Below are 23,392 nucleotides of genomic sequence, written 5' to 3' on the forward strand. Positions count from 1 at the left end.
AAAGCAAATCCTATAGAATTGATATATTTTAGTAAATTCTCATCATTTAAATTTGTTTTTTGATTAGTTAATTTTATTAAAGAATTTAAAGGATTTTCTCTCTTTGACAAGATATCAAGCTCTTCTATAACCTCTTTTTTTGTGCTAAATTCATTTGGCTCTATTTCTCTTAAAATTTGGCTCCACTTATCAGCATAATTTTGCAAATAAAGCTCTATTACGGCAATGCTTAGCTCTTTCTTATCATTTGAGCTAATATCCTTTAAAGAAGAATTTGTCTCCATTAGCCAAGATTCTATTCCAGCTGTTTGATCTATGTTTGAGCTAAGCTTTGATAAGAAATCTCTTAAATTTTCTTTTGTATAAATTTTATTAAATGGCTTAAATGCTTCTTTTTCTTGGACTACTGTGTATAAATTTTCTACATCCTTTTTAATATCATAAAAAGATTTATCGTCTTTGAATGATATGAACTCAAGTATGTAGTAGAGTCTTTGTGCTCTTTGAACAGGTGATAGTCTCGTATTTGCTATACTTTGAGCAACTGTATCTGCGGTTATATTTAAATTTTCTGCCTTTAAGATAGCCTCAATATGAGATAAAAATTCATCTTTTGCAACGCCATATTTTTCAAATTTATCCCAGTTTGTACTAATCCAAATTTTAAATAAATCCACATTTGTGTAATCTTTGTCAAAGAGCGAATCATACATATAAAATGCTTTTATTAGCTTATCTGGATCGCTTTCATTTTTTAGTATATTTTCCATTTCAGTTAAAACTGTATTTTTAAAAAAATCAGCATTCAAATCATAGTAAAGCGCTTTAACTGGAGTGAAGCCTTTATACGAAGTATCTAGTGTTATATACTCAAATTTAGTATCACCGCTAAAGATTCTTGGATAGTCATTTAGACTTTGTTTTAGTAAATTTAGAAGCTCAATCTTTTGTGTTGGAGAGAGATCCTTGTATTTTTTACCATCAAGGTATGAAGAAATTTTATTTGCATTATTTATAGCATTTTGCTCTTTTATGTTTTTGGTATCTAGAATAAAACTAGCGCCCAAATATACTCCGGCACAAAGTATGGCTACTAAAACAAAATTTGCAAATTTTGTAAATCTATTTTGAGCACCAAATTTATTTAAGTTGGCTTTAAAAGCTATCTCTTTTAAAAATGACTTTACAAAATAGCTTTGTTTGCTATAGTTATTTACTGCTCTTAAAAGTGGTTTTTTGATGTTATATCTATCGCAAATAGTGTTTGTAAGGTAGTTTATAGGTATATTTTCTTGATAAGCACTGACGAAATAAATTCCATTTATGGTTGAGCTATTTTTAAGTGCATTTTGAGAGCTTAGCTTTGTTACAAAATCTTTCACTAAAGCAAAAAAATTATCAAGTTGTTTTAAAAAGAGATATGAACGTTTTTTATCTTCCAATAAATGCGAAATCGAGTTCTTACTCATGAGATGTTTAAATAGTGACTCGCTTAGGTTTTTTAGTTCAGTTTCTAGTGATTGTTTTGAGAAATTTGGATCTAAGTTTATTCCTAGAGCTTTATTTGCCACATCTTCATTGAAAAGCCTGAAATAATCTCCCATACCATCTATTAAGTCAAGTTTGCTAAAAACAATATAAATAGGGAATTTAATATTTAGATGTTTCTCACAATCATTAACCCTTTTTATCATATATCTAATTAATTCATCAAAATATTCTTGCGTGCCTTCGAGGAATTTTTTAGTATCTATGATTAAAACCGCGCCACTTAATCTAGCGTTAAAATCATTTCGTTTTAAAAAGTGTAAAAATTCACTCCAGATACTTTTTTTAAGCAAGTAATCCCTATTTTTATCCACATCATCTTCAGGAAGCTCTTCAGTAGCTGTTGGCTGGTACAAGCTCTCTTGTGCAAAATGTATACCCTCAGTATCTAAAAGTGTACCAAATTTTGAAATATAAAGATTAAAGTTTGTCGTACTTTTATGTATTTTTTTAGAAGTATCTAAACTATCAGATAGCGGAAATTCGATATTTGAGTAGTTTATAAATGCGCTCTTTCCAGCACCTTCGTTACCCATTATCATTATTAAAGGTAATTTTTTGAAATTTATATCTTTTTTCCATGTTGTTTTGGCATCTTTCAAAGAAAGCATAAAATTTCTTTTTGCCTTACCAAAACTATCCATAGACTCTTTTTTGATCTCTTTTAGCTTATTATTTTTTTCATCTTTTTGAGATGCTAAATAGTGCATTAATGGTTTGATTAAAACAAAAAATAAAATAACTACCCAAAATGCAATTAATATAGTGACTCTTGAACTTATGCTAGCAAAGCTATATACATCATTAAAAGCTATAAGTGGAGCATAAAGCCAAAATAAGATACTTAATGCAATAGAAGCTACCAAAATGGTGCTGTGTTTAAATCTAAAAAAGACAAAAAATCTTCTTAGGTAATCGATAAATGCCATTGATGCACATCCTTTTACAAATAAATATATTTCTTTAATGTAATAATAACAAATATTTTAGATTTTATATCTAAAAATTTAAGAGCAAAGCCTAAATTTTATAAAATTTGACATATTTTTATTACTTTTAAGCCTTGCACCAAGGCCTATTTTACTATAACTTTCATCCATTCCAAGCTTTAATTGCATCTTTGGAGAATAGTTTATTTTTATGTATAAATCGGCAACAAATTCATTGTTTGTAAAAAAGATAAGAGTATCTTGAAGCTCTTTAAATTTTTTTCTTTTTGGAAAAAAATCAATAGCTTCTTCATAATCTATGCCATTTATATAAACTGCTATTTTAGTTTGTTTCTCAAAAAGCTTTTTACCAAGTATAAAATTTCTACCCAGAGTCCTATTTTTGATACCAAGCGAATTTAAATTTGAAGGAGATATAAAAATTTGATTTGGTAAATTTTCCAGCAAAAATAGTTTATTTTTTAAATTAAAATGACGCTGCAAAGCAAACTCAATCTCTCTTTTAGGCCTTCTTTGGCTAATAATAAGCGGAGAAAATGGTAAGAATTTTTTTGCTAATTTTTTATTACTTATGTTTAATATATCCAATAAAATCTTTGAAATTTTATCATCAAGCTCTTTTTCAAAGGATCTTGCATAATTTTTTAGACTAATGCTATCAAAGAAAAGCCAAAGCAAGTAATTGTCAAAAAAGTCAAAAAATTTCTCGAAATTATTATCGCTACTCTTTGAAATCTTCTCCAAGATATAGCTTGTAAGATGCGAGCCACTTCCCAAAAGACCCATAAAATTTACGACAATTTTTACTGCTTCCTCTTTATTTAAGCTCTCAAGCTCATTAATCGGATAAGCAAAACTTGGGCTATTTTTTAAAAAAATATCTCTTCTATCGTGGTGCTTTAGGCAGTTTTTTACTAACTTAAAAAAAGAAGCTTGATTTAGTTCTTTGTTCATATTAATTTTTTTGTACCACCTAAAAAGTCATAATTAAGCAAAATTTTGCTCTTTATACACTTTATTTTGAGCTCACAAAATGAATTAATTGATACAAATTTTGATAAAAATTTAGCCAAATTTATACCTAAAGCATAGACATTTCCGATACTCTCAAATTCACTTTCATCTATATAGAATATGCAAAGTAACCCTCTTTTTGCAAAGCCTTGATCAACTCTATAAATTTGCTTTGTTTTTATATCATAAAGCGAGTTTGCAAATTTTTTAAAAAACTCATCATCTGGCGCGCTAAAGGTATTAAGAAGTGCTAGAAAAGAGCCCTTCTCTAGTATACTTTGATAGCTAAAAGATAATATGCTAACTAGTTTCCAAAGAAGATTTCCATCTATTTTTACTCGCTTTACACTAGTTGGAATGGTTAAATTTTTAGTTGTTACGCCTTGATGGGATAACACTCTATCTATCTCACCAAGTCTTAGCTTACAAGGCAAATCACCATTGCAACAAAGTGCATCTATACTGATGGTTTGATCTTTAGAGTCACTTTTAAAAAAGGAAATTTCTTTATAAGAGTTTAGTTTTATATCTGTTTTATTGCTGACAAAATAATAATCTTTTGCTCGCTCATCATTTAAAAATTCAAATCTCTCAAAACTTTTATAGTTTTTTAATATCCTTTTTTCATTATTACTGCCATGAGCGACCACCTTATTGATTGAAACGATTTCATAAGCATCGATATTTGAGCGATCTAGAAAAATTCTATATTCGCTTCGCCTATTGTTATTCAAAATAGGCTCGGCACTCATTGCAAATAAATTTATTGCAGGCGTAGCAAAAAGAGAAAAATACTCTAGCCTTGGCACATATCCACTTGGCATATCTTTTGAAAATATGAATTTAATATTAAAGCTTTTTGCGGAAAAATTTTTAAGAAAGCTAAGGCCGTTTAATCGCATAAAATTTAACTTTGAAGGAAAAAATGATAGCTCTTTTAAAAGCTCAAATGCTTCAAATCCAAACTCATCACTCTTTATCAAACGCTCATCAAACTCATCTAAACTAAGTTTATCAGGGCTTAACTTTATCTCTTGATCGCTATCTTCAAAACTTATTGTAATAAATTTCAAGTAATTTTTTAGCCACATCAAAAGAGTTGAAGAGAAGTAAACATTATCTCCAAGATATAAATTTAAAAAGTCTATATCAAGTTCTTTAGTGCTAAGCTCGTCCTTTGTAACGCTTATATTTAAGTTTAGAAGATAATCACTCTTATTGTTTGACATAAAAGCTTTTGCTATCTTTAATGGAAGCAAATTTATGTCAAAGATTGTTTGAAATTTGCACGTTATGCCATTGATCTGCTTTGACTCAACTATACTTCCTTTTGGTATAAATTCTTTTGTCCCAGAGAAGTCATCTCTTAAGGTAAATTCTTGCATACAAACTGATGGAAAAGGATTTGTATAGCTTGGCATTAAGATATTTACCAAAGACTCAGCGATTAGTGGGATATTTTCATCTAGTTCTTGCCTGATCCTAGATGTTAAAATAGCCATATTTTCTATTATGCTCTCAACATCAGGATCTTTGCTTTTAGTATCTAAAAAGGGTGCTACTTTTGGAAAATTTTTAATAAAAAGGGCTCTTGTTTCATCAAGATATGCTATCTCTTTTTGAAAATAAGCTAGATTATTTTCATTATAATCCATTATAAAATCTCACAATATCTATTGTTTTTAAAAATAACTTTTAACAAATACTCTTTGAAATTATCGTTTTTATGCTTGTAGTTTATATTAAAGATGATACGCCAAGGCTTTAGTGAGTCATCGTATCCGATAGATGTTACTTCTATTCTATTCTCATTTGAGCTGATTAGTTCATATATCGCCATGCCAAGTTTATGACCAAGCTCATTTATTTCAACACCCATCGACCAAAGATCAATAATGCTATCATTTAATCGGCCGTAGTTACCAAGTCTAGAGTTTAAAATGGTATCAATGTGATCTTTTATGTCGCTGTCTAGATCTTTAAAATATGGACGTAGTTTTGATTCATCACTAAATTCATATAAAATTTTATCTATCAGCGACATAGCAAGCTTACTCTTTGTCTAGTTTTCCGACTAAAGAAAGCTCGAAATTTGCTCCCATAAATTTAAAGTGAGGTCTAGCCAAAAGCTCTATTTTATACCATCCAGGCTCGCCGGCTATATCACTGACGATTACTTTTGCACTTCTAAATGGTCTTCTACTTCTAACATCTGCTGGTGGATTTTCCTGATCTGAGATGTATTGTCTTAGCCATTCATTTAAGCCGCGCTCAACATCGCTACGCTCTTTCCATGTACCTATCTCTTCTCTTTGAAGCACTTTTAGATAATGAGCCAAACGAGAAATCAAGAACACATAAGGTAGTTGAGTTCCGAGCCTAAAATTTGTCTCAGCAGCTTTACCTTCTGGAGTATTTGGGAAAATCTTAGGCTTTAACGCAGAGTTTGCAGAGAAAAATGCAGCGTTATTGCTATCTCTTCTTAAAGTAAGAGCAATAAATCCATTTTCTGAAAGTTCAAATTCTCTTCTATCTGTGATCAAAACTTCGGTTGGAATTTTTGTTTGGACACTTCCATAATTTTCGTAAGTGTAAGTTGGAAGATCTTTTACAGCACCGCCACCTTTTGGCCCAATGATATTGCCGCACCATCTATAATCAGCAAAACTATCTGTAAGCCTTGTAGCAAACGCATAAGCTCCATTGCCCCAAAGCATATCATCGTGATTATTTACAGTTTCTCTATAATTAAAGCTCTTTATAGGATTATCTTCTGGCACATAAGGAGATCTTGTAAGAAATCTATTTACCATACATCCTGTGTATTTTGCATCTTCATTTTCTCTAAAAGTTCTCCATCTTGTATATTGTGGGCCTTCTAGCATGCTTTTTAGATCTTTTATATTTTCAAGCTCACCAAAATTATCAAGTCCGAAAAATTTAGCAGAAAGAGATGTGAGAAGCGGTGAATGGCTCATTGCAGCAATTGATGACATTTTATTTAAAAAAGTCATATCTTGATTTGATTTATCTAGCTCATAATCAGCCACTATCGCACCAACTGGCTCACCACCAAATTGTCCATATTCAGCTGAATAAATTTGTTTATAAAGTGTACTTTGAGTTATATCTAGGTTGTTTTCAAAATCATCTAAAATTTCTTCTTTTGTGGCGTCTAAAAGATCAATTTTTACATTTTCATTAAAATTTGTTCTCTCAACCAAAAACCTAATTCCACGCCAAGTTGATTCTAGCTCTTGAAAAGATTTATTGTGCAAAATTTCATCCATTTGAGCAGATAAAAGGGTATCAATGTGAGCTATCATCTCATCAAGTGCGAGCTTATTTATTTTATCTTCAGCATTATTTGTTGTGATTATATTTGAAATAAACTCAGCAACTCCTTGCTTTACAACGCTATAACTCTCGTCATCTTTTGAATATTTACTCCTTTGCATTATGCTTTCAATGATAGGAGTTTTAACTTTAGTTTCAGACATTTTTATTCCTTATCTTGTTCGTCTTTAATCTCTAAAAGAAGTTGTTTTCTACTATCTTCATCTTTTATAGCTTCTAAAACCGCTTTTCTAAAATCAGGCATATTGCCCATAGGACCTTTTAATGCAACTAAAGCTTTTCTAAGCTGCAAAAGTTTTTTTAGCTCAGGAATTTGATTTATAATATTATCTGGATTAAAATCATGGATGCTTTCAAAATCAAGATCAACATTTAAGTCTTCATTATTAGAATTTAGCTTATTTTTTACAGAGAAATTTGTATGAATATCTAAGCTTTTCATGACCTGATCAAAGTTTATTTTATTGATAGAAATCACTTCACGATCTTCAAGTGGAGTTTGGTTTTCACCAGTTAAATTTGCAACTACCATAAGTTTTAATGGAAGCTCTACATCGGCCTCTTGGTCATTTGTCTTAGTTTTATAAACTATATTTATGCGTTCTTTTGGTGGGATTAGATTGTCTGCCATAGTAACATCCTTTTTTCGTAAATGATTTAAGAATTATATTTAAATAAAATTAAAGGTGATTTAAAAAAACATATTTTATCACACAAATGTTTTTGCCTTTATATATATGTCTGATAAATAATCTTTAAGCTCGGTATTCTCTATGAAATTAACTATTTGTACATAGGTAGCTTTTGCATTATTATTCATACCTTGAGCAGTAAAAATTTTTGATAATTCAAGCATAAAATTAAGCTCGTTTTGAGCACTTGAAGCATGCTTGCTTTTATCTAGTTCTTTTATTAGATCTTCAAAACTCATATCTTTTTTACTATCACTACTGGAAGTAAATTCCAAAGAATTACTTTTAATAAAAAATTTATTTATCTCTTCACTAAAAAAAGATTCTCCGCTTTGAAATTTGAGCTTTTTTATATCTGGAAATTTATCAACAAAATTTAAAACCATATCGCAAACAAAATCGCTTTGCCTTGCAAGCCCAGCACTATTTAAAAACTCGCAAAATATCTTAATGCCTTCTATCCAAAATGGGTTAAGTGCTAAATTTCTTATAAATTTTTCTAAGTTGTCAAGATTTAGTTCGTTACTTTTTTTAAAAAGCATAATTAGATTTTCATCAGGATAACGTATCTGTGTTATTTGATCGCTACTTGATGGAAGCGCCTTTATTCTGCCCCACATTGCTTCAAAAATTAAAGTATAAGCGGTAAAATTTTTAATATCACTCTTTAAAAGCATTAGTGATAAATTTATAAAATATTCTCTAAATTCTCTATCATTAAATATACTAATGTCATTGCTGCTAAATGAAACGTTTTGATGGTAAGTTGGCTCAGTTTTAGTAATGACTTTTGGCTCTTTAGCTTTTAAAATTTCTTCTTTTTTTTCTTCTATATAAAGCGTATCAAAATGTGTACCAAGCTCTTGCGAAAGCTCAGGCACAAGATCATTAAAAGCTTTTGCGTCAGCTTGATCCAAAGCCTTATCATTAGCTTGCGTAAAAAGCTCTATTGTTTGAGCTATTATCTTTTTTTTAGCAGGTAGTTGTTTTTCATTTTTTGCAAGCGAATTTGGCTCTTTTTTTAAAATAGATAGAAAAAAGGCAAAGGCTTTTATAAGTGTCTTAAAAGCCTCTTTGTCATTTAAATTTATAGCAGAAATCGCTAAGAAATTTAAAAGCTTAGCATCAAGGCTAAACTCACTTAGGGCTTTTAAAGATGAGCTAAATACATAATCCCACTTTATGCTATCATGCATCAAAGTTTTATACTTTGACATTTCATCAGTTAAACTAATATAAAGCTCATTCTCTAAAAAATCTTCATTAAATTTATTACAAAAATTATCTTGCACTTACTTGTTATCCATAAAATTCTCTATCTTATTATTTAGGACACTATCGTTTCTGATATTGTTTTGATCCATAGAATATGTACTATATAAAAATGCAGCTGCGATCATAGCAATGGCTAGCAAAATGAAATAAAATTTTAAGCGCTTTAGAGAAAATACCTCAAGAAAGCTTTTCTTTGTCTGTTTTAAGTAGCTCTTTTCAAATACATTTTCATCGGCCTTTATGAGCGGAGAAACGGCCGCAGCTATATTTTCACAAAGATAAGAGATTTTTTCATTGCAATCTTCTTGGGTTTCATATTTTCCCTTATAGCCAAGCACCAAACAAGCATATATAAATTCCAAGAAATCTTTATTTTTGCCAACATTTTCAAACCACTTATCCATAATGCCAAAGAATTTATTTCCACCTAGATTTTCATTAAAAAATCTTGTTGTCAGTGTATTATTAGCCCAAAAGCTGTTCATAAAAATTTCATTTTTTAGCAAGCTCTCATCTATAAAAACACAAAGGCAATATCTAAGTCTAATAATATCGTCTTCCTCGTAAATGCCTAGATTTGATATTTTTGAAGTAGTGCTTAAGATATCATTTATCAATTTTTCACGTAAATTTGCCATTTCACTTTGTGAAAAATTTTGTAATTTTGAAACCCTATTTGCCAAAAGAAGCAATGGCAGCACGTGATCTAGTGCAAGATTTGTGCCAAGACCCAAAAGATTTGTTTGACTTAAAACTGAGGTTTCATTTTGATTTTCGTTCATTTTTATCCTTATAATAAAGCCCACATTTTAATGTCAGCATTTGGTAAATTTGCCGTTATATAAACGCTAATCACATTTTGATTTGCAAAGCTTTTAAAAATTTCATCTTTTTTGTCTATCTTATAATAGATATAATCGTTTAACTTTGGTAAAGTGCTAGGAACAACAGAAATTTGCTCTACGTTTATACCCCTTAGCTGTGAAGAAACTATGCCTTTTATATTTGATTGAGTATGGATTTTGCATTGCTCTTTGAAATTTTTAAGAAGATACTCATTTTTTGTATCACTGTGAATAGCAAAATAAATTTCTGAGTTTTCAATAATGCTTGGATTATCAAAAATACAGTCATAAAAGCCGTGATTGTTTTTAACAATTTGTGCCATTATATATTTTGGAGATAAGATATGTGAGAATAAAAGTCTTAGATTATTTATCAAAGGCACAAAAGTTTGAGTTAGATTATTGTGATCGTATGCTATAAATTCACTAAAACTATTATCGTGACTAAGCGCCAACAGATCAGCCTGGAAATCAACTAATTTTTCATAGAAATACTCTGGGTGAAATTTATCTTTCTTTAACAAATAAGAGAATATTAAATACCATTTTTTTAGCATATTTAGTGTTAAATACGTTGAAAAATCAAGTCTATTTTTAGCTTGGTCAACACCTCCTAACAACCCAAAATAACTCTCTTGATGTTGCTTTGTAGCAAAACTAAGTTCCTCTATAAAATTTGTTATGAAGGTGTTTTTACTGATGTCAATACAAGTTGGAATAAATTTTTCGTCAAGTGTTATTTGCTTATTTAGGTCTATATTTTTTATTTTACAAATTGGTATGCTAAGCTCGTAAGGCATCTTTGAGCCAAATACTCCAAGAGATGATCTTTGGCTTGCTAGGATTAGATTTTCTTTATCTTGTATAAAGGCAGAAGATAGTTCAAAATCATCTTTATCATCTAGCTCGTTTAATATATCGTTGCTAGCTTCATCATGCACTCTTGAGCTGATAAGTGCTTGCTTGGCTGTAAATTTTAGGTTTGGTAAATTATTTTGCAAGCTAATATCGACCAAACCTGAGCTAATAGGTAGTTTTAACACTACAATGGCTGAGTTTAGCTCACTTGGGCTTATCTCAAGTGGTTCTGGTAATTCATCTTGATCTGGCGCGTTAAAAATCGTACCATCTTGAGAGATACAAGAAATTTTAGTTAGCCCTATTTTGCCTTGAAGCAAAAGATCGCTTGAAATTTCTAAATCTAAAACACCATATAAATTTGAAAAAGAAGAGATGGTTTTTAGGTCTAAATTTCTCTCAAAATATCTTTCTTGCTGCTCGAAATGAACCTTATCAACGTTCATTCCGTTATACCAAACGACTTTTAGCTTTTCAGACATTTTATTTGCTTGCTTGTATTTTAGAGCTACTAGCGTCTAAAACATTTACGCCATTTTTTGTTATTTCAAAAACTATATTTTTTTCTTTTATCTCTTTTGTAGCCTTGTAAGCCTTGATATTTGTCTTGCTCTGATCAGCATAAAGTACCAAAATACCAACATACGGAACTTCATCAGGATATACATTTGTAAAAGCATATCTATTTGTATTTGGCTGAATTTGTGTTTTTATAGAGTCAATCTTATCATAACCTAGTATTTCACCATTTCTCTCGGCTAGATCGATAATGCTAGCTTCTTGAAATTTAGCCACATCTCTTAATTTATAAGCTATGATAGTTATAGGAACATTATCGCCATGATAGTTTAAATTTGAATTTGGCATATTGCTTATAATAAGATCTTTTGCACATCCTGTAAGAAATAGCATAAATACTAAAAAAGATAGAAATTTAAATATTTTTTTCATGAGTTCCTTTACCTAATTTTAATAATATTATTTTTGCGTAATTATATCTAAAAAATTTAGATGATGCTCATTTTAAAATTAATGTTCTTAAACAAAACTTTTATATCAGTTCTCATTCTTTTTTATCGTCTTTGTTATTTTTTATTATCTTTGCTACTCATACTATCTGCAGCTACCTGAGTTATTCCAGTAAATATACTTGCTCCAGTCCGTAAATCCTAATTGCCCACTTTTATGTTTACCCTCTTGTGGCATTGTAACCAATCCACATTATAAATACAAATATAGCCTGTATCAAAGAGACGCCGCCTATCGTGACGTCCATTTCTTTCAAATTCTTTTTCGAAAAGTCACTCTTTTTTATGCCGTTTTTAATTATGTAATATATATTTGTAAGTATTATTAATGCCACCACGGCATCAACATAGTGTTCTCCAAAGAAGTAAACTAATATTCTTAAACAAATAAGCAAAAATGCCACACCAGCAATTATTGTTAAAAATTGAAGAACGCCCTTTTTCATTTTTTATCGTCTTTATTGTTTTTATTATCTTTACTATTCATACTATCTGCAGCTACCTGTGTTATTCCAGTAAATATACTTGCCACGGCTTCAGCCTCAGTCTGTAAATCTCCATCACCAACTTTTATGTTTTTACCAAAATTTCCTGCTATATTACCGAATGCACCAAAAGCTCCACCGGCAAAACCTTTTCCGGCCACTCTCTCTGCATCTAGATCTTTTGATCTATCTTTAAGCTGAGAGTATAGCTCAGTAGATGAGTTAACAAAAGCGCCTCTGCCTATTGCTGATAGTAAATTACCAGCACCTATTACCATATCTGTACCAAATTTGCCTTGTAAATTTATTTTCTTAAGTATATTAATAATACCCATAAGATAGACTCGATAACTGCATAGAATAAAGCTACGCTACCATACTTTATCTCCATGTGTTTAATGTTATCGCTAGTAAGATCACTTTTTTTGATACCGTTTTTTGCTATAAAAAATATAGATACGCATATACACATAGCATATATCGCATCTATATAATAAATTTCTCCAAAAAAGTATTTTAATACACGTAAAAAGCCATTTAGAACAAGACCGAATATTATAGCGACAACAAGTGTAAAAAATAGTTTTTTAAAGAATTTCTTCATTGTTTTATTGCCTATTATCTACTTCGGCCTGCATAAGACCCATGGCTGCTCCTGCTGTATTCTCCAGTATGGTCTTGTAATTACCGTCCCTACCTCTTGGTATCTTCTCGCCTATCTTTCCGGCTATACCTGTTGCGCTTCCCATTCCTGCTCCAATTATACCCTTAATAATCACTCTTTCTCCATCCATATTTTTTGAAAGATCAGTTACTTGAGAATATATTTCACTAGCTGCATTTCCAGCAGCACTTCTTGTTATGGCGCTTAGCATATAACTAGCTCCGCCCGTATATAATCCTACGGCAGTATTTATAACAGCCGATAATGGGTCGTAGTTATTAAAACTATTATTGTTTTTAGTATACTGTGAATATGTATCTATACCTGCACTGATTATACCGCCTGCTACTATACCTGGGGTTTTTGAGCTATCATAAAATTTAATATCTTTTGTTGCATCTTTTATTAAAGTACTAGGACTGCTTTGCGAAGCAGAGAGCTTTGGTTTAGAAGCTGTCACTAAACAACCTTTATCGTTAGTAATTTTATAAACCTCTACCGGTTTATTATTTTTACCTAATTGTTGATATATCACTTTATTTCCCGTTATATCCATACTATGAGCTACATACTCTTTGCCGTTATGTCTTAATATACCGTCGCTACCCAACTTTCCTCCTTTTGGAGTATTGGCTAATAGTTTTTCGTTTATTCTTGCTTGCATCTCTACAAACGGAGCTTTTATCGCATTCTTTGAGCCGGAGTATAGAGCCGACGATAGTTGCTTTGCGGCGCCGACGGCAGGTTTAGCAAGCGGTACAAGTATATCGCTTGCATCTCCTAGTCCTATGGTATGGTCCGGGTCCCAATGCTGATCCTCATACTGCTCTTTAGTTGCGGTGTATAAAGGATAACTCATCATACTCTCTTTATAAAAGTCGGTAAAGTATAGATTTCTATCTTTGGTAGCGGTTGTCAATATATTATACGCCTCATCTATTTTATCCCTATCAAACACCATACTATACCCGGGCGCCTCGCCTTCGTCGGCGCTTTCTAGGGTAGATACGGTATGATCGAAGGCCTCTTTTTGAGATTTATCGACATTCGTTTTAGCTGCAAGCATAAAAAGGTTTATTGCCTGAGCATAAGGTACGTTATTTTCTTTACTATATCTATATGCTAATTCCATTGCAAGATCATGTTCATTGCTTGTTAGTATTCTATTCGCTCCCAAATTCCTATCTAGCTTTGCAAATTCTTTATTGTTATTTACCATACTCGGCGTTACGGCCGTGCTTAGAGGCATTTTAGAGAAGCTCTTATCGTTTAGCCATAGAGCGTGAGAGAAATATCTAGTCGCAAAGTTTGAGAAATTTGATGCGTATTTGGTATCATCGTCTCTATTTTTATTTATATCCCTATGATCTTGTATATCCATCGATCTTTGGTTTTCATGGGTTATGGTCTTTACTAGATCTTTCATATTGGTTATGTTTTTGAAATTTATATAGCTAGATCCGGTTTGCAAACTCGTATAACCTTTTATTTCTTCGTCATTATATCCTCTTTCATTTTTTGTACGTAAGGCTATGCGGTATAGTCTTTCTCAAAGCTTTCTTGAAAGCCTTTAAGAAAATTCTTTACAAAGGCTCTACTATGAAGCTCTTCATCTTTACTGTTAAGCTTACTGAAGCTTAATGGCAGTAGCTGGATATTCCTTGGGGTATTTTAAAGGTAACCTAAAATAAAAGCTAGAAGCAAGAATTTAAAACAAATTTATTTTTATGATATTAAAAGGGTGATGGCTTTATAATCGTTGGAATTTTTAAGAGACTGTCCCACTTTAGTAACTAAGTGTTCCACTCTTAAAGGAAATTTTAAAGAAAGGGAAAGAACAAAAGCATCACTGCTAGTGCCTAAAATAGGATGTTCTGGTGTCACGGGGGAGACTTGAACTCCCGACCTCCGGCTTATGAGGGTTTTTTATATAAGCTCCTGAAAGCCTGAAATACGCACTTTAGACGATTTTTTGCTTAGTGATTACATAAAACTGTTCCATTTTTGACCGGTTGGTAATTAATATGGGACACCACTTAAGGGAACGAAACGGCATATACTATTATAGAGCCACACTTACTCCAAGCATCAGAAAGTTTTTTAACGAAAAGCGAGAAATTTGTTTCTCCACATCCACAAATCTCTTGGAAAAAGCTAGAAAAAGGGCTAAGATTCTAGACAATAATCTTTACCTGATAAAAAGGGCGGTTCATATGAATCTTAGCGATAGCATAATCAAATCTTTTGTAAATTCGTTTATGAAAGTAAAACTTAGCAAGAGCATTAAAGAGCACTCTCTTCTTAATAAGAAACTAGATGTAGAATTTCTAAATGCGCTCAATGACTACTTTAAGCAAAGCTTGATAGATGGTGACCTACCTCAAACTTTAATTAAGGATATAAGTAATATCGCTAATACTACTGGCACTCTTGGTAGTAAGGATAAGGAGAGTATAGGGCAAACTCTTTTAGAGAAGAACATACTAACACTTGACTATCTTGTATCAAAGCTTGAAAAGAGCAGTGTGCTCTTTTACGACAAACGTGAGCACTTTTTCCTTGAAGATGGCTCTAATGATACTAAAGTCACACCTACCTCATTTAACGCCAAGGATATAGCTTCGTTTCAAGAGAATATAAAAGAGCTTGAAGATAGTGGCTGTTTGCCTATTACGGATGGGCAGATTAAGGCTATGGCTAAGAGGATTAGCGAAACGGTTTATGCCATACTAGATCAAAAGTATGGCTCAACTTCAAATTTAAAGCTAGTAAAAACAAAGAGATGTGATAGAAGCATAGAAGATATAATAATGGACCCAAATCCACCAAAAAATATCAAGATAAAACTAGATGATGAGAGTAGTTTTAGTATGATAAGCCCTAGTGTTCAAATGATGGAAGAGTATGAGATAAGGCATGTGCCTCAAGGAGCGTCATATAGCTCTAGCCACCAAGTTACAGCCCTAAATTTAGAAGATCAAAAGAGTCTAAAAGACGCATTTGAAACTTTTGAAACAAACACCAAAAAGGTAGACAAGTGGTCACCAGACACGCAAAGACTAGTTACTAGCGTAAAAAAAGCTCTTGTTTTTATACTTCAACGAAGATGCGCCAGTTTATAAGATCACAAGAGATAATTTGCTTGAATTTAGAGACCTACTCTATAAAATTCCAACCAAGCTAGCTCAAAAGAGTAAGTACAAAGATAAAAGTTTATCTCAAATACTTAAACTAAGCGAAAAAGACGACAAGCTCTCTGAAGTTACTATCCAAAAATATATGATAAGGGTTATTCAGTTTTTTAATTACTGCTTTGATAGTGGCTATATAAGCAGAAGCATAACTGCAAAAATGAACGTCAAGATAGACGTAGACCCTAGCGAGAGGGCAGTGCTTCCATACGATGTATCAGAAGCTAGGAAAATCTTTGACATAGTAACCAACATCAAACAAAGTGGAAAATCTCCAAGTTCAAGGATAGAGGCTAGTGAGCTATATTATGTCACAATGATAGCTGCATATAGTGGCATGAGGATAAAAGAGATCACACAGCTTCATAAGGAAGATATAGCCTTAAAAGATGGAATTTACTGCTTTAATATAAATACAAACGATAGTAAAACCACCAAGACTAAAAATAGCATTAGATTTGTGCCTATTCATAGTAAGCTCATAGATCTAGGTCTGTTAGAATATGTTAATAGTAAGAAAAACGGAAATATATTTAAGGTAAGCAACAAGGACTTCTCTGAAATTTTTAGAAGCCAGATTCAAAGAAAGTTTATAGACAAAGACTCTAAAAAGACCTTCTACTCTTTTAGACACTACTTTATAGACTATCTAGTGCAGCGCGAGGTAGAAGCTAACCTTATAGCCCAGATAGTAGGACATGAAAAGCAGTATAAAATTTTACTAAACACTTATGCCAAGCCTATTAATGCAAACACACTAAAGGCTAAAATAGAGATGGTATCGTATGATAATGAATAGGAGTAAATTTTAAAGCATGAGTTTTAAGACTATTATTATATCTTATTTAGTATTATTTTAGGTATTAAATAAAGGATAAAAATGCAAACTATACGCAAAACAATATCATGTGGCACAGCACTTAAGGAAAAGAAGTTGAATTTGAGACCAACTACCCTAAAACCAAATGCTTTTATATTTTATAAGTATTGTTATATAATTCATAAAAATTAAAAAGGTTTTTTGTGACTTACAGAGTAGGAAGTTTATTTGCTGGAGTTGGTGGTGTGTGCCAAGCATTTAAAAATTCAAATTGTAATGTTGTATGGGCAAATGAAATTGATAAAGATGCTTGTAAAACTTACCGATTGAATCACGTCAGTACCAATCTCATTGAAGGAGATGTTAAAAAGTTAAACGGTAAAAATTTAAGTGATATAGATATATTAACAGCAGGTTTTCCTTGTCAGCCCTTTTCACTTGCTGGACATGGCAGAGGGTTTGAAGATGAGCGTGGTAAGCTTTTTTTTGAAGTATCAAGATTACTAAAAGAGTTAAGGCCGAAAGCCTTTTTTTTAGAGAATGTTAAAACCATAGCTTCTCATAATAACGGTGAAACTTTTAAAACCATTAGAAATGAGATAAAAAGAGCTGGATATTCTTTTATACCATTTATATTAAACGCTGCAAAGTATACAGATATACCACAGGGAAGGGAAAGAATTTATATTGTAGGCTTTAAGGATGAAGACGACTATTTATTTGAAAAACCTATAAAAGAAAATATAAAAGAAGCGAAACAAGCCAATCTGCTATCTAGCAAGTTTAAAATTCCCAAGGAAACAAATAAGAAACCAAAAAGTATAAAATTCTTTCTAGATAACTCGTGCGTTACCTTGACTGATATTTATAACGACAAAAATAATAAAATTCACCGCAAAGTGATAGAGAGTGTAGTGGATGAAAATATTGTTTATCAGTATAGACGCTATTATGTTCGCCCTAATAAATCAAATGTGTGCCCTACTCTAACTGCAAATATGGGTGCAGGTGGACACAATATACCAATTATATTAGATGATGGTGTAATAAGAAGATTAACCCCAAAAGAATGCTTTAATTTACAAGGCTTTTCAAGAGACTTTATACTCCCATCAAATATATCAAGAGCACAGTTGTATAAGCAGGCTGGAAATTCTGTTGTTGTGCCAATGGTTGAAAAAATTGCAAAAGAGATTGTAGCGGTGTTGGATGGATCCGATAGAAATTAATCCAAATGTTGCAAATTTTATCAAATCGCTTCGCGACATAGGGTATACTTTCGAAGTGGCAGTTGCAGATATAATTGATAACAGCATATCTGCTGGTGCAAATGATATAAAAATTTATGCCATACAACATCCTGAGCCGTTTTTTTGCATTCTAGATAATGGTGCGGGAATGGACGAAGATGAATTAATAGAAGCTATGAGGCTATCATCAAAAAATCCAGATGAAAAAAGAGATGATATCGCACTTGGTAAATTTGGTTTAGGTCTTAAAACGGCTTCATTTTCTCAATGCAAAAAACTTACCGTTATATCAAAGAAATGTAATCAGATAAATATTAAGCAATGGGACTTAGACTATATCTCTAAAAGCGATAAATGGCTACTTTTGACGCCTGAGTTGAGTGAGTATAAAAATCTTGAAATTTTTAAAGATTTTTATAAAAACGATAATTCTACTCTTGTCATATGGGAAGATATGGACAAAATCGAGCAAATTTCAGAATGTTTAGAAATACTAAGAGAGCATTTGTCTTTGGTTTTTCATCAATTTTTAGAGGGTGCTGACGGCGCAAGAAAAATAAAAATATCCATCAATAATAATCCGTTAATACCTTTTAATCCGTTTAATCCAACACATGATGCAACCTTTATAAAATTTACAGAAATAATTAAATACAACGAAAAAGAAATAAAAATTACCCCATTTATCTTACCGCATCATTCAAAAGTGACTTCATCGGAATGGGAAAAATATGGCGGAAGAGGTGGCTATATAAAATCTCAAGGTTTCTATCTTTATAGAGCCCACAGATTACTTGTCTATGGTAAATGGTGGGGAACTCTAAAATCTAGCGATGCGACAAAGCTTGTTCGCATAAAGATTGAAATTTCAAACGATCAAGACGAGTTGTGGAATATTGATGTAAAAAAGTCTATCGCAAATCCAGTTGCTGGCTTGAAAGAAGAGCTCAAAAGAGTTGCTCTATACTCCATAAAAGATGGGGTAAAGCCCTTTTCTACTCGTGGTCGTAAAATAAATGACAAAAATGTTACTAGATTTTGGGATTTAGTTTGCGAAGATAGCAAAATTTATTTTGCAATAAATAAAGAAAATCCAATGCATCAAAAATTATTAGATTTATTGGATTTGCAAACAAGAGAACTATTTCAGCTATACCTAAAATCACTTGAGGCATGCATACCATTAGAAGCTATACAGGTACAGGTCCAGCAAAATCCACATAATTTTAGGCAAGAGGATATTATTTCAAATACAGAAGCGGTTAAAATACTGGAATATCTAAAAAATATAGGACTTAGCGAAGATGAAATTAAAAAAATAGAGATTTTTAAAAAATATAAGGAGCCGTTGGATGGAATGTAGTTTTTATGAAGAAGTTTTTAATTTTTCAAAAAGTAGTTTGACCAACAAGTACTCTAAACAGAATGAGGTTTTACAAGAGGAAGATATTGACAACGAAATATCTCGAGTAAAAAGATTTATTAAGTCCGACATTAAAGTTGATATATTTAACCAAGACGGCGATTTTTCAGATAATGATTATGAAAAACTAAAAGACGACTTAGAGAAATATTTTAATGTAAGGATGAGTACGGGCTTAGTAATAAAAGGCGATGAACAAAAACGACGCAATACGTCTTGGTATAGCATAAACACAAAAGCCAATAATAGTAATTTTTACTGGGATAGATTGGAAAAATTTTATAAAAACTTCTTGCCTCCGCAAGTCATTAAAACTGTAGATGATGATACTGATATGATAATGAATCAAATTGGAGATCCAAGAGAGAATGAATTTAGCGTATACGGTATGGTTGTAGGGCATGTTCAATCTGGCAAAACTTCAAATTATGCTTCATTGATATGTAAGGCTGCCGATATTGGTTATAAATTTATAGTTATTGTTGCTGGAGATAAAAACAATCTTAGAAACCAGACTCAAATTCGTATAAATGAGGCTTTTGTTGGTAAAAATGACTCAAAAATAGTCGGGGTTGGACTTGATGATTTGCTTAATGCAAATAGAATGCAACCCATTAGCTTGACTACGGAAATAAGCGATTTTAATACAAGAGATGCACATAAAAACTCACAAGGTATAAATTTTGACAATATCAATACGCCCGTACTTTTGGTTATAAAGAAAAACGCAAGCACTCTTTCCAATGTCATAAGATGGATCAAGTCTCATTATAATAATAAAATTTCAAAACATGCCATGTTATTGATAGATGACGAGTCTGACTACGCTTCCATAAACACAAAAGAGGAAGACGATCCAACTACCATAAATAAAGAGCTAAGGGCTCTTTTGGAACTTTTTGAAAAAAGCTCCTATGTTGCATATACTGCCACCCCTTATGCAAATATTTTTATAGATCATACGATAGAAGATGAGCAAAGTGTAAAGATTAAAAATATGAATGAGCATATCTCTAAAGATCTTTTTCCAAGAGATTTTATATATGCCCTTGATGCACCGACTAATTATTTTGGTGCTGAAAAGATTTTTATAGATAATCCTGATAAATATTTAATAGATATTAATGATTATGATGAAAAAATTCCTTTAAGACATAAAAAAGATCACCTTATATCCGAATTGCCACAAAGTCTATACGAGGCTATAAATGTATTTATACTAAATGTGGCAACAAGGGATTTAAGGGGTCAAATTAAGCATAATAGTATGCTTGTTAATATTAGTCGTTTTTCTGATGTGCATGAAAAAATTGCTAGCCTGATAGATGAATATTTAAAAGTATTAAAAAATGATATTAATGCTTTTATTTTACTGCCAAATTGTGTAGAGCAAAGTAGATTGATATTAAACTTAAAGGATGTTTTTAAAACAAAATTTGATATAGAATTTTCATGGTTGGAGATTTCAAAAAAATTATCCGAAATAGCAACCAGTATTCTAGTAATAGAGGTTCATCAAAAGAGCAAGAAACCACTCAATTACAATACCGGTGAAAGAGTAAATGTCATTGCAGTCGGAGGACTTAGCCTGTCACGTGGCTTTACCCTAGAAGGACTCAGTGTTAGTTATTTTATAAGAAATACCATATTCTATGATACGCTTATGCAGATGGGTAGATGGTTCGGGTATAGACAAGGTTATGAGGATTTGTGTAAAATTTATATACCAGAAGAGATTCAAACCCATTTTAGATTTATTATTGAGGCTACAAATGAGCTTATGTATAAATTTAAAGAGATGGCGGAAGATGGTCTAACTCCTTATAATTTTGGACTAGCTGTCAGACAAGATCCAAACAGTCAATTACAAATTACAGCCAAAAATAAGATGAAAAACGCAGAAGAAAAATGTATTTCATTGGATTTAAGTGGAAAGCTAATAGAAACAGTAAGATTTGCTAAAAACCCACAACTGCACGATAATAATTTAAATATTTTAAAAGAGTTTATAGAATCACTTAATAGAGGTAGTAAAAAAGGAAGCGCCACTATATATAAAAATATAGATAAAATGGAAATATTAAATTTTATAAATAACTTTAGTGTTATAAAAGCACATATGCAGTTAGATTTTATAAGGGCATATCTGGAAGATAAGAATACAGTGTGGGATGTTGTTCTTTATGGAGGAAAGGGTGTGTTTTTAGAAAAATTTGGGATAAATATGGAAGAGCGCTCAAAATTGCAAGATAGAGGTGATTATATAGAACTTGGGAATAGAAAACTATCGGCAGGAGATCCTGAGAAAGCATTACTAGATGATGAAATTTATGAACAAAGCAAGAAAGAAAAAAGGGGCGACAGGTCTTCATTTTTAAGAAAAAATTTGAAAAATCCAATTTTAATGTTGCATATATTAGACACCAAAAATAATCAAATCGGATTTGGTTGCAATATATTGCCAGCCTATGGCGTTTGTTTTCCTAATGATGGTGTTTGTAGTAGCTCTCAAACTATTAAATATTTCATCAATAAAGTATGCCAAGAAGAGATGCTTTTGGAATTTGATGAGCTAGAAGAGCAAGATGATTAATCCTTGGAATGATATGAAAAATAATACCAGAAGAAGGGTTAATGGTGACAATAGATATGATATTTTTTGGATAGTGGATTTGGATGGAAGATATACTTTTGGCATTGAACTAGATTTTTGTATAAAAACTAGTAAAAAGAGTATAAAATTTATTGGTTTAAATACACTAAGAAAAGATTTTAAAGATGCTACCAAATTTTATATAGCACTAAACAATAATTCCAATTGGCAACTATTTGTATTGGTTTGCAACGATATTATTTCTCTTTTAAATACTTGCAATAATAATGAAAATGTTTTAGACAATATAGAAACAAGACTCCTAAAATGGAAAAAATTTTTTATTTTAAATGATGATGATTTTGGGGCAGAAAGGCAAATGGGGCTATTTGGTGAACTTAGCTTTTTAAATAATATTGCAGCTAAACAAGTTGGTTTTGAAGAGGCATTAAGTTCTTGGGTTGGGGCAGATTTTGATAAACAAGACTTTTTATTTAATGACTGCGCTGTTGAGATTAAAACGTATAAAGCTTCAAAATCACCACATGTTACAATTTCATCTGCTTATCAACTTTATACAACTAAAGAAAAATTATATCTCGCAGTATACTCTTTATCTATAAATTCGCAAGGACTTAGTGTTGAGGACATCATAAAGAGTATAGAAGTAAAGGTCGCTGACGTAGAATCATTTTATAAAAAGCTTTTTTCGTATGGCTATAAATCAAATTTCCAAGTAGAACTATTAAAATTTAAAATAGATAAAATTTTATTTTTTAATGTAGATAATAAATTTCCAAAAATTACTTCCATAGATATAGATTCCAGAATTCATAACGTAAAATATACGGTAGATTTATTAAAATGCAATGAATTTTTGTTGGAGAGAATAAAACTTTAAAGGCAAAAAATGGTTAGTTTAGATGACTTTCATCAAGATTTTATGCAGGATATCGTGAGTCAAGCCCAAAGCCGAGGTATAAGCAAACAAGAAGCATTTTTTGAGTCGGTCTGTGACTCTCTTGTTGACGAAGGAGAGCTATCGCAAGACTATATGATTGCTGAATACAATAAAAGAGATATGGAAGTAAGTGGATATGACTTTGATGTAGAGCGTGGTAAGCTTAGCCTTCTAGTGCATTGTTTTTTTCAAAGTGATGATATACAAACTCTCATAAAAGCGCAGATAGAATCAAAATTTAAAAAGCTGGAAAATTTCCTTTTAAGGAGTTTCGAAAAACTTTATGATACTATGGAGGAGGGTTTTGAGCATTACTCAATGGCCTATAATATATATTCGTATTTAATTAAAAATGAAATTAAAAAAATCCGCCTTATTATTATAACAGATGGAAAAATTACTAAAAATTTAGCAAGTATCCCAAATAAAGTACTATCT

General features: G+C 31.4%; 21 protein-coding genes. 7 read left to right on the top strand and 14 right to left on the bottom strand.

Annotation, left to right across the window (positions count from 1 at the left end):
* From CYP54_RS02675 to CYP54_RS02740, 14 genes are all read right to left on the bottom strand, one after another.
* On the bottom strand, window positions 1-2,477 hold a 2,477-nt coding region (locus CYP54_RS02675), incomplete at its 3' end, for a type VI secretion protein IcmF/TssM N-terminal domain-containing protein (RefSeq protein WP_103604106.1).
* A 78-nt stretch (window positions 2,478-2,555) separates the two neighbouring features.
* A complete protein-coding gene (locus CYP54_RS02680) occupies window positions 2,556-3,452 on the bottom strand; it encodes a type VI secretion system baseplate subunit TssG (RefSeq protein ID WP_103604107.1) in 897 nt (298 codons plus the stop codon).
* On the bottom strand, window positions 3,449-5,167 hold the full coding sequence (gene tssF, locus CYP54_RS02685; RefSeq protein ID WP_103604108.1) for a type VI secretion system baseplate subunit TssF: 1,719 nt from the start codon (window positions 5,165-5,167) through the stop codon (window positions 3,449-3,451). The genes CYP54_RS02680 and tssF overlap by 4 nt, the downstream gene beginning before the upstream one ends.
* A complete protein-coding gene (locus CYP54_RS02690; protein ID WP_054195920.1) occupies window positions 5,167-5,556 on the bottom strand; it encodes a GPW/gp25 family protein in 390 nt (129 codons plus the stop codon). The genes tssF and CYP54_RS02690 overlap by 1 nt, the downstream gene beginning before the upstream one ends.
* Window positions 5,557-5,563: 7 nt before the next feature.
* Entirely contained in the window at window positions 5,564-7,012 is a 1,449-nt protein-coding gene (tssC, locus tag CYP54_RS02695; RefSeq protein WP_054195919.1) for a type VI secretion system contractile sheath large subunit, read from the bottom strand.
* Between the two features lie 2 nt (window positions 7,013-7,014).
* Window positions 7,015-7,500, bottom strand: coding sequence for a type VI secretion system contractile sheath small subunit (tssB, locus tag CYP54_RS02700; protein WP_103604109.1), 486 nt, complete (start codon window positions 7,498-7,500; stop codon window positions 7,015-7,017).
* Window positions 7,501-7,578: 78 nt separating this feature from the next.
* Complete coding sequence (locus CYP54_RS02705; protein WP_103604110.1) at window positions 7,579-8,853, bottom strand: type VI secretion system domain-containing protein; 1,275 nt, start codon at window positions 8,851-8,853, stop codon at window positions 7,579-7,581.
* The gene (icmH, locus tag CYP54_RS02710) at window positions 8,854-9,618 is read right to left on the bottom strand and encodes a type IVB secretion system protein IcmH/DotU (protein WP_085658354.1); all 765 of its coding nucleotides are present in this window, start codon (window positions 9,616-9,618) and stop codon (window positions 8,854-8,856) included. It lies immediately after the preceding gene.
* Window positions 9,619-9,626: 8 nt separating this feature from the next.
* On the bottom strand, window positions 9,627-11,021 hold the full coding sequence (gene tssK / locus CYP54_RS02715; RefSeq protein WP_103604111.1) for a type VI secretion system baseplate subunit TssK: 1,395 nt from the start codon (window positions 11,019-11,021) through the stop codon (window positions 9,627-9,629).
* A 1-nt stretch (window position 11,022) separates the two neighbouring features.
* The gene (gene tssJ / locus CYP54_RS02720) at window positions 11,023-11,490 is read right to left on the bottom strand and encodes a type VI secretion system lipoprotein TssJ (RefSeq protein ID WP_103604112.1); all 468 of its coding nucleotides are present in this window, start codon (window positions 11,488-11,490) and stop codon (window positions 11,023-11,025) included.
* Window positions 11,491-11,728: 238 nt separating this feature from the next.
* Complete coding sequence (locus tag CYP54_RS02725) at window positions 11,729-12,013, bottom strand: hypothetical protein (RefSeq protein WP_103604113.1); 285 nt, start codon at window positions 12,011-12,013, stop codon at window positions 11,729-11,731.
* Window positions 12,010-12,387: a hypothetical protein gene (locus CYP54_RS02730; protein ID WP_103604114.1), complete on the bottom strand. Its 378-nt coding sequence runs from the start codon at window positions 12,385-12,387 to the stop codon at window positions 12,010-12,012. The genes CYP54_RS02725 and CYP54_RS02730 overlap by 4 nt, the downstream gene beginning before the upstream one ends.
* Window positions 12,357-12,656: a hypothetical protein gene (locus tag CYP54_RS09840; RefSeq protein ID WP_103604115.1), complete on the bottom strand. Its 300-nt coding sequence runs from the start codon at window positions 12,654-12,656 to the stop codon at window positions 12,357-12,359. Before CYP54_RS09840 ends, CYP54_RS02730 begins: the two co-directional genes overlap by 31 nt.
* Before the next feature lie 4 nt (window positions 12,657-12,660).
* Window positions 12,661-14,187 carry a hypothetical protein gene (locus CYP54_RS02740; RefSeq protein ID WP_103604116.1) on the bottom strand — a complete coding sequence of 509 codons (1,527 nt, stop codon included), beginning with the start codon at window positions 14,185-14,187 and terminating at the stop codon, window positions 12,661-12,663.
* Window positions 14,188-14,929: 742 nt separating this feature from the next.
* Here CYP54_RS02740 and CYP54_RS10090 point away from each other — a divergent pair.
* From CYP54_RS10090 to CYP54_RS02770, 7 genes are all read left to right on the top strand, one after another.
* A complete protein-coding gene (locus CYP54_RS10090) occupies window positions 14,930-15,838 on the top strand; it encodes a hypothetical protein (RefSeq protein WP_258033633.1) in 909 nt (302 codons plus the stop codon).
* A complete protein-coding gene (locus CYP54_RS10095) occupies window positions 15,801-16,706 on the top strand; it encodes a site-specific integrase (protein WP_258033634.1) in 906 nt (301 codons plus the stop codon). Before CYP54_RS10090 ends, CYP54_RS10095 begins: the two co-directional genes overlap by 38 nt.
* Before the next feature lie 224 nt (window positions 16,707-16,930).
* On the top strand, window positions 16,931-17,956 hold the full coding sequence (dcm, locus tag CYP54_RS02750) for a DNA cytosine methyltransferase (RefSeq protein ID WP_103604117.1): 1,026 nt from the start codon (window positions 16,931-16,933) through the stop codon (window positions 17,954-17,956).
* The gene (locus CYP54_RS02755) at window positions 17,937-19,340 is read left to right on the top strand and encodes an ATP-binding protein (protein WP_103604118.1); all 1,404 of its coding nucleotides are present in this window, start codon (window positions 17,937-17,939) and stop codon (window positions 19,338-19,340) included. Before dcm ends, CYP54_RS02755 begins: the two co-directional genes overlap by 20 nt.
* Entirely contained in the window at window positions 19,330-21,993 is a 2,664-nt protein-coding gene (locus CYP54_RS02760) for a Z1 domain-containing protein (protein ID WP_103604119.1), read from the top strand. The genes CYP54_RS02755 and CYP54_RS02760 overlap by 11 nt, the downstream gene beginning before the upstream one ends.
* Window positions 21,986-22,894, top strand: coding sequence for a PD-(D/E)XK motif protein (locus CYP54_RS02765; RefSeq protein ID WP_103604120.1), 909 nt, complete (start codon window positions 21,986-21,988; stop codon window positions 22,892-22,894). The genes CYP54_RS02760 and CYP54_RS02765 overlap by 8 nt, the downstream gene beginning before the upstream one ends.
* A 9-nt stretch (window positions 22,895-22,903) precedes the next feature.
* Window positions 22,904-23,392: hypothetical protein (locus CYP54_RS02770; protein WP_219810466.1), on the top strand; the 489-nt coding region annotated here is incomplete at its 3' end.

The sequence above is a fragment of the Campylobacter concisus genome, from assembly GCF_002914005.1.
GTDB lineage: Bacteria > Campylobacterota > Campylobacteria > Campylobacterales > Campylobacteraceae > Campylobacter_A > Campylobacter_A concisus_N.

Coding starts and splice junctions, on each gene's coding strand:
- CYP54_RS10090 (WP_258033633.1), top strand. CDS start 14,930: ATGAATCTTAGCGATAGCATAATCAAATCTTTTGTAAATTCGTTTATG.
- tssF (WP_103604108.1), bottom strand. CDS start 5,167: ATGGATTATAATGAAAATAATCTAGCTTATTTTCAAAAAGAGATAGCA.
- icmH (WP_085658354.1), bottom strand. CDS start 9,618: ATGAACGAAAATCAAAATGAAACCTCAGTTTTAAGTCAAACAAATCTT.
- tssK (WP_103604111.1), bottom strand. CDS start 11,021: ATGTCTGAAAAGCTAAAAGTCGTTTGGTATAACGGAATGAACGTTGAT.
- CYP54_RS02680 (WP_103604107.1), bottom strand. CDS start 3,452: ATGAACAAAGAACTAAATCAAGCTTCTTTTTTTAAGTTAGTAAAAAAC.
- tssB (WP_103604109.1), bottom strand. CDS start 7,500: ATGGCAGACAATCTAATCCCACCAAAAGAACGCATAAATATAGTTTAT.
- CYP54_RS02725 (WP_103604113.1), bottom strand. CDS start 12,013: ATGAAAAAGGGCGTTCTTCAATTTTTAACAATAATTGCTGGTGTGGCA.
- CYP54_RS09840 (WP_103604115.1), bottom strand. CDS start 12,656: ATGAAGAAATTCTTTAAAAAACTATTTTTTACACTTGTTGTCGCTATA.
- CYP54_RS02730 (WP_103604114.1), bottom strand. CDS start 12,387: ATGGGTATTATTAATATACTTAAGAAAATAAATTTACAAGGCAAATTT.
- CYP54_RS02760 (WP_103604119.1), top strand. CDS start 19,330: ATGGAATGTAGTTTTTATGAAGAAGTTTTTAATTTTTCAAAAAGTAGT.
- CYP54_RS02690 (WP_054195920.1), bottom strand. CDS start 5,556: ATGTCGCTGATAGATAAAATTTTATATGAATTTAGTGATGAATCAAAA.
- CYP54_RS02755 (WP_103604118.1), top strand. CDS start 17,937: ATGGATCCGATAGAAATTAATCCAAATGTTGCAAATTTTATCAAATCG.
- tssJ (WP_103604112.1), bottom strand. CDS start 11,490: ATGAAAAAAATATTTAAATTTCTATCTTTTTTAGTATTTATGCTATTT.
- tssC (WP_054195919.1), bottom strand. CDS start 7,012: ATGTCTGAAACTAAAGTTAAAACTCCTATCATTGAAAGCATAATGCAA.
- CYP54_RS02765 (WP_103604120.1), top strand. CDS start 21,986: ATGATTAATCCTTGGAATGATATGAAAAATAATACCAGAAGAAGGGTT.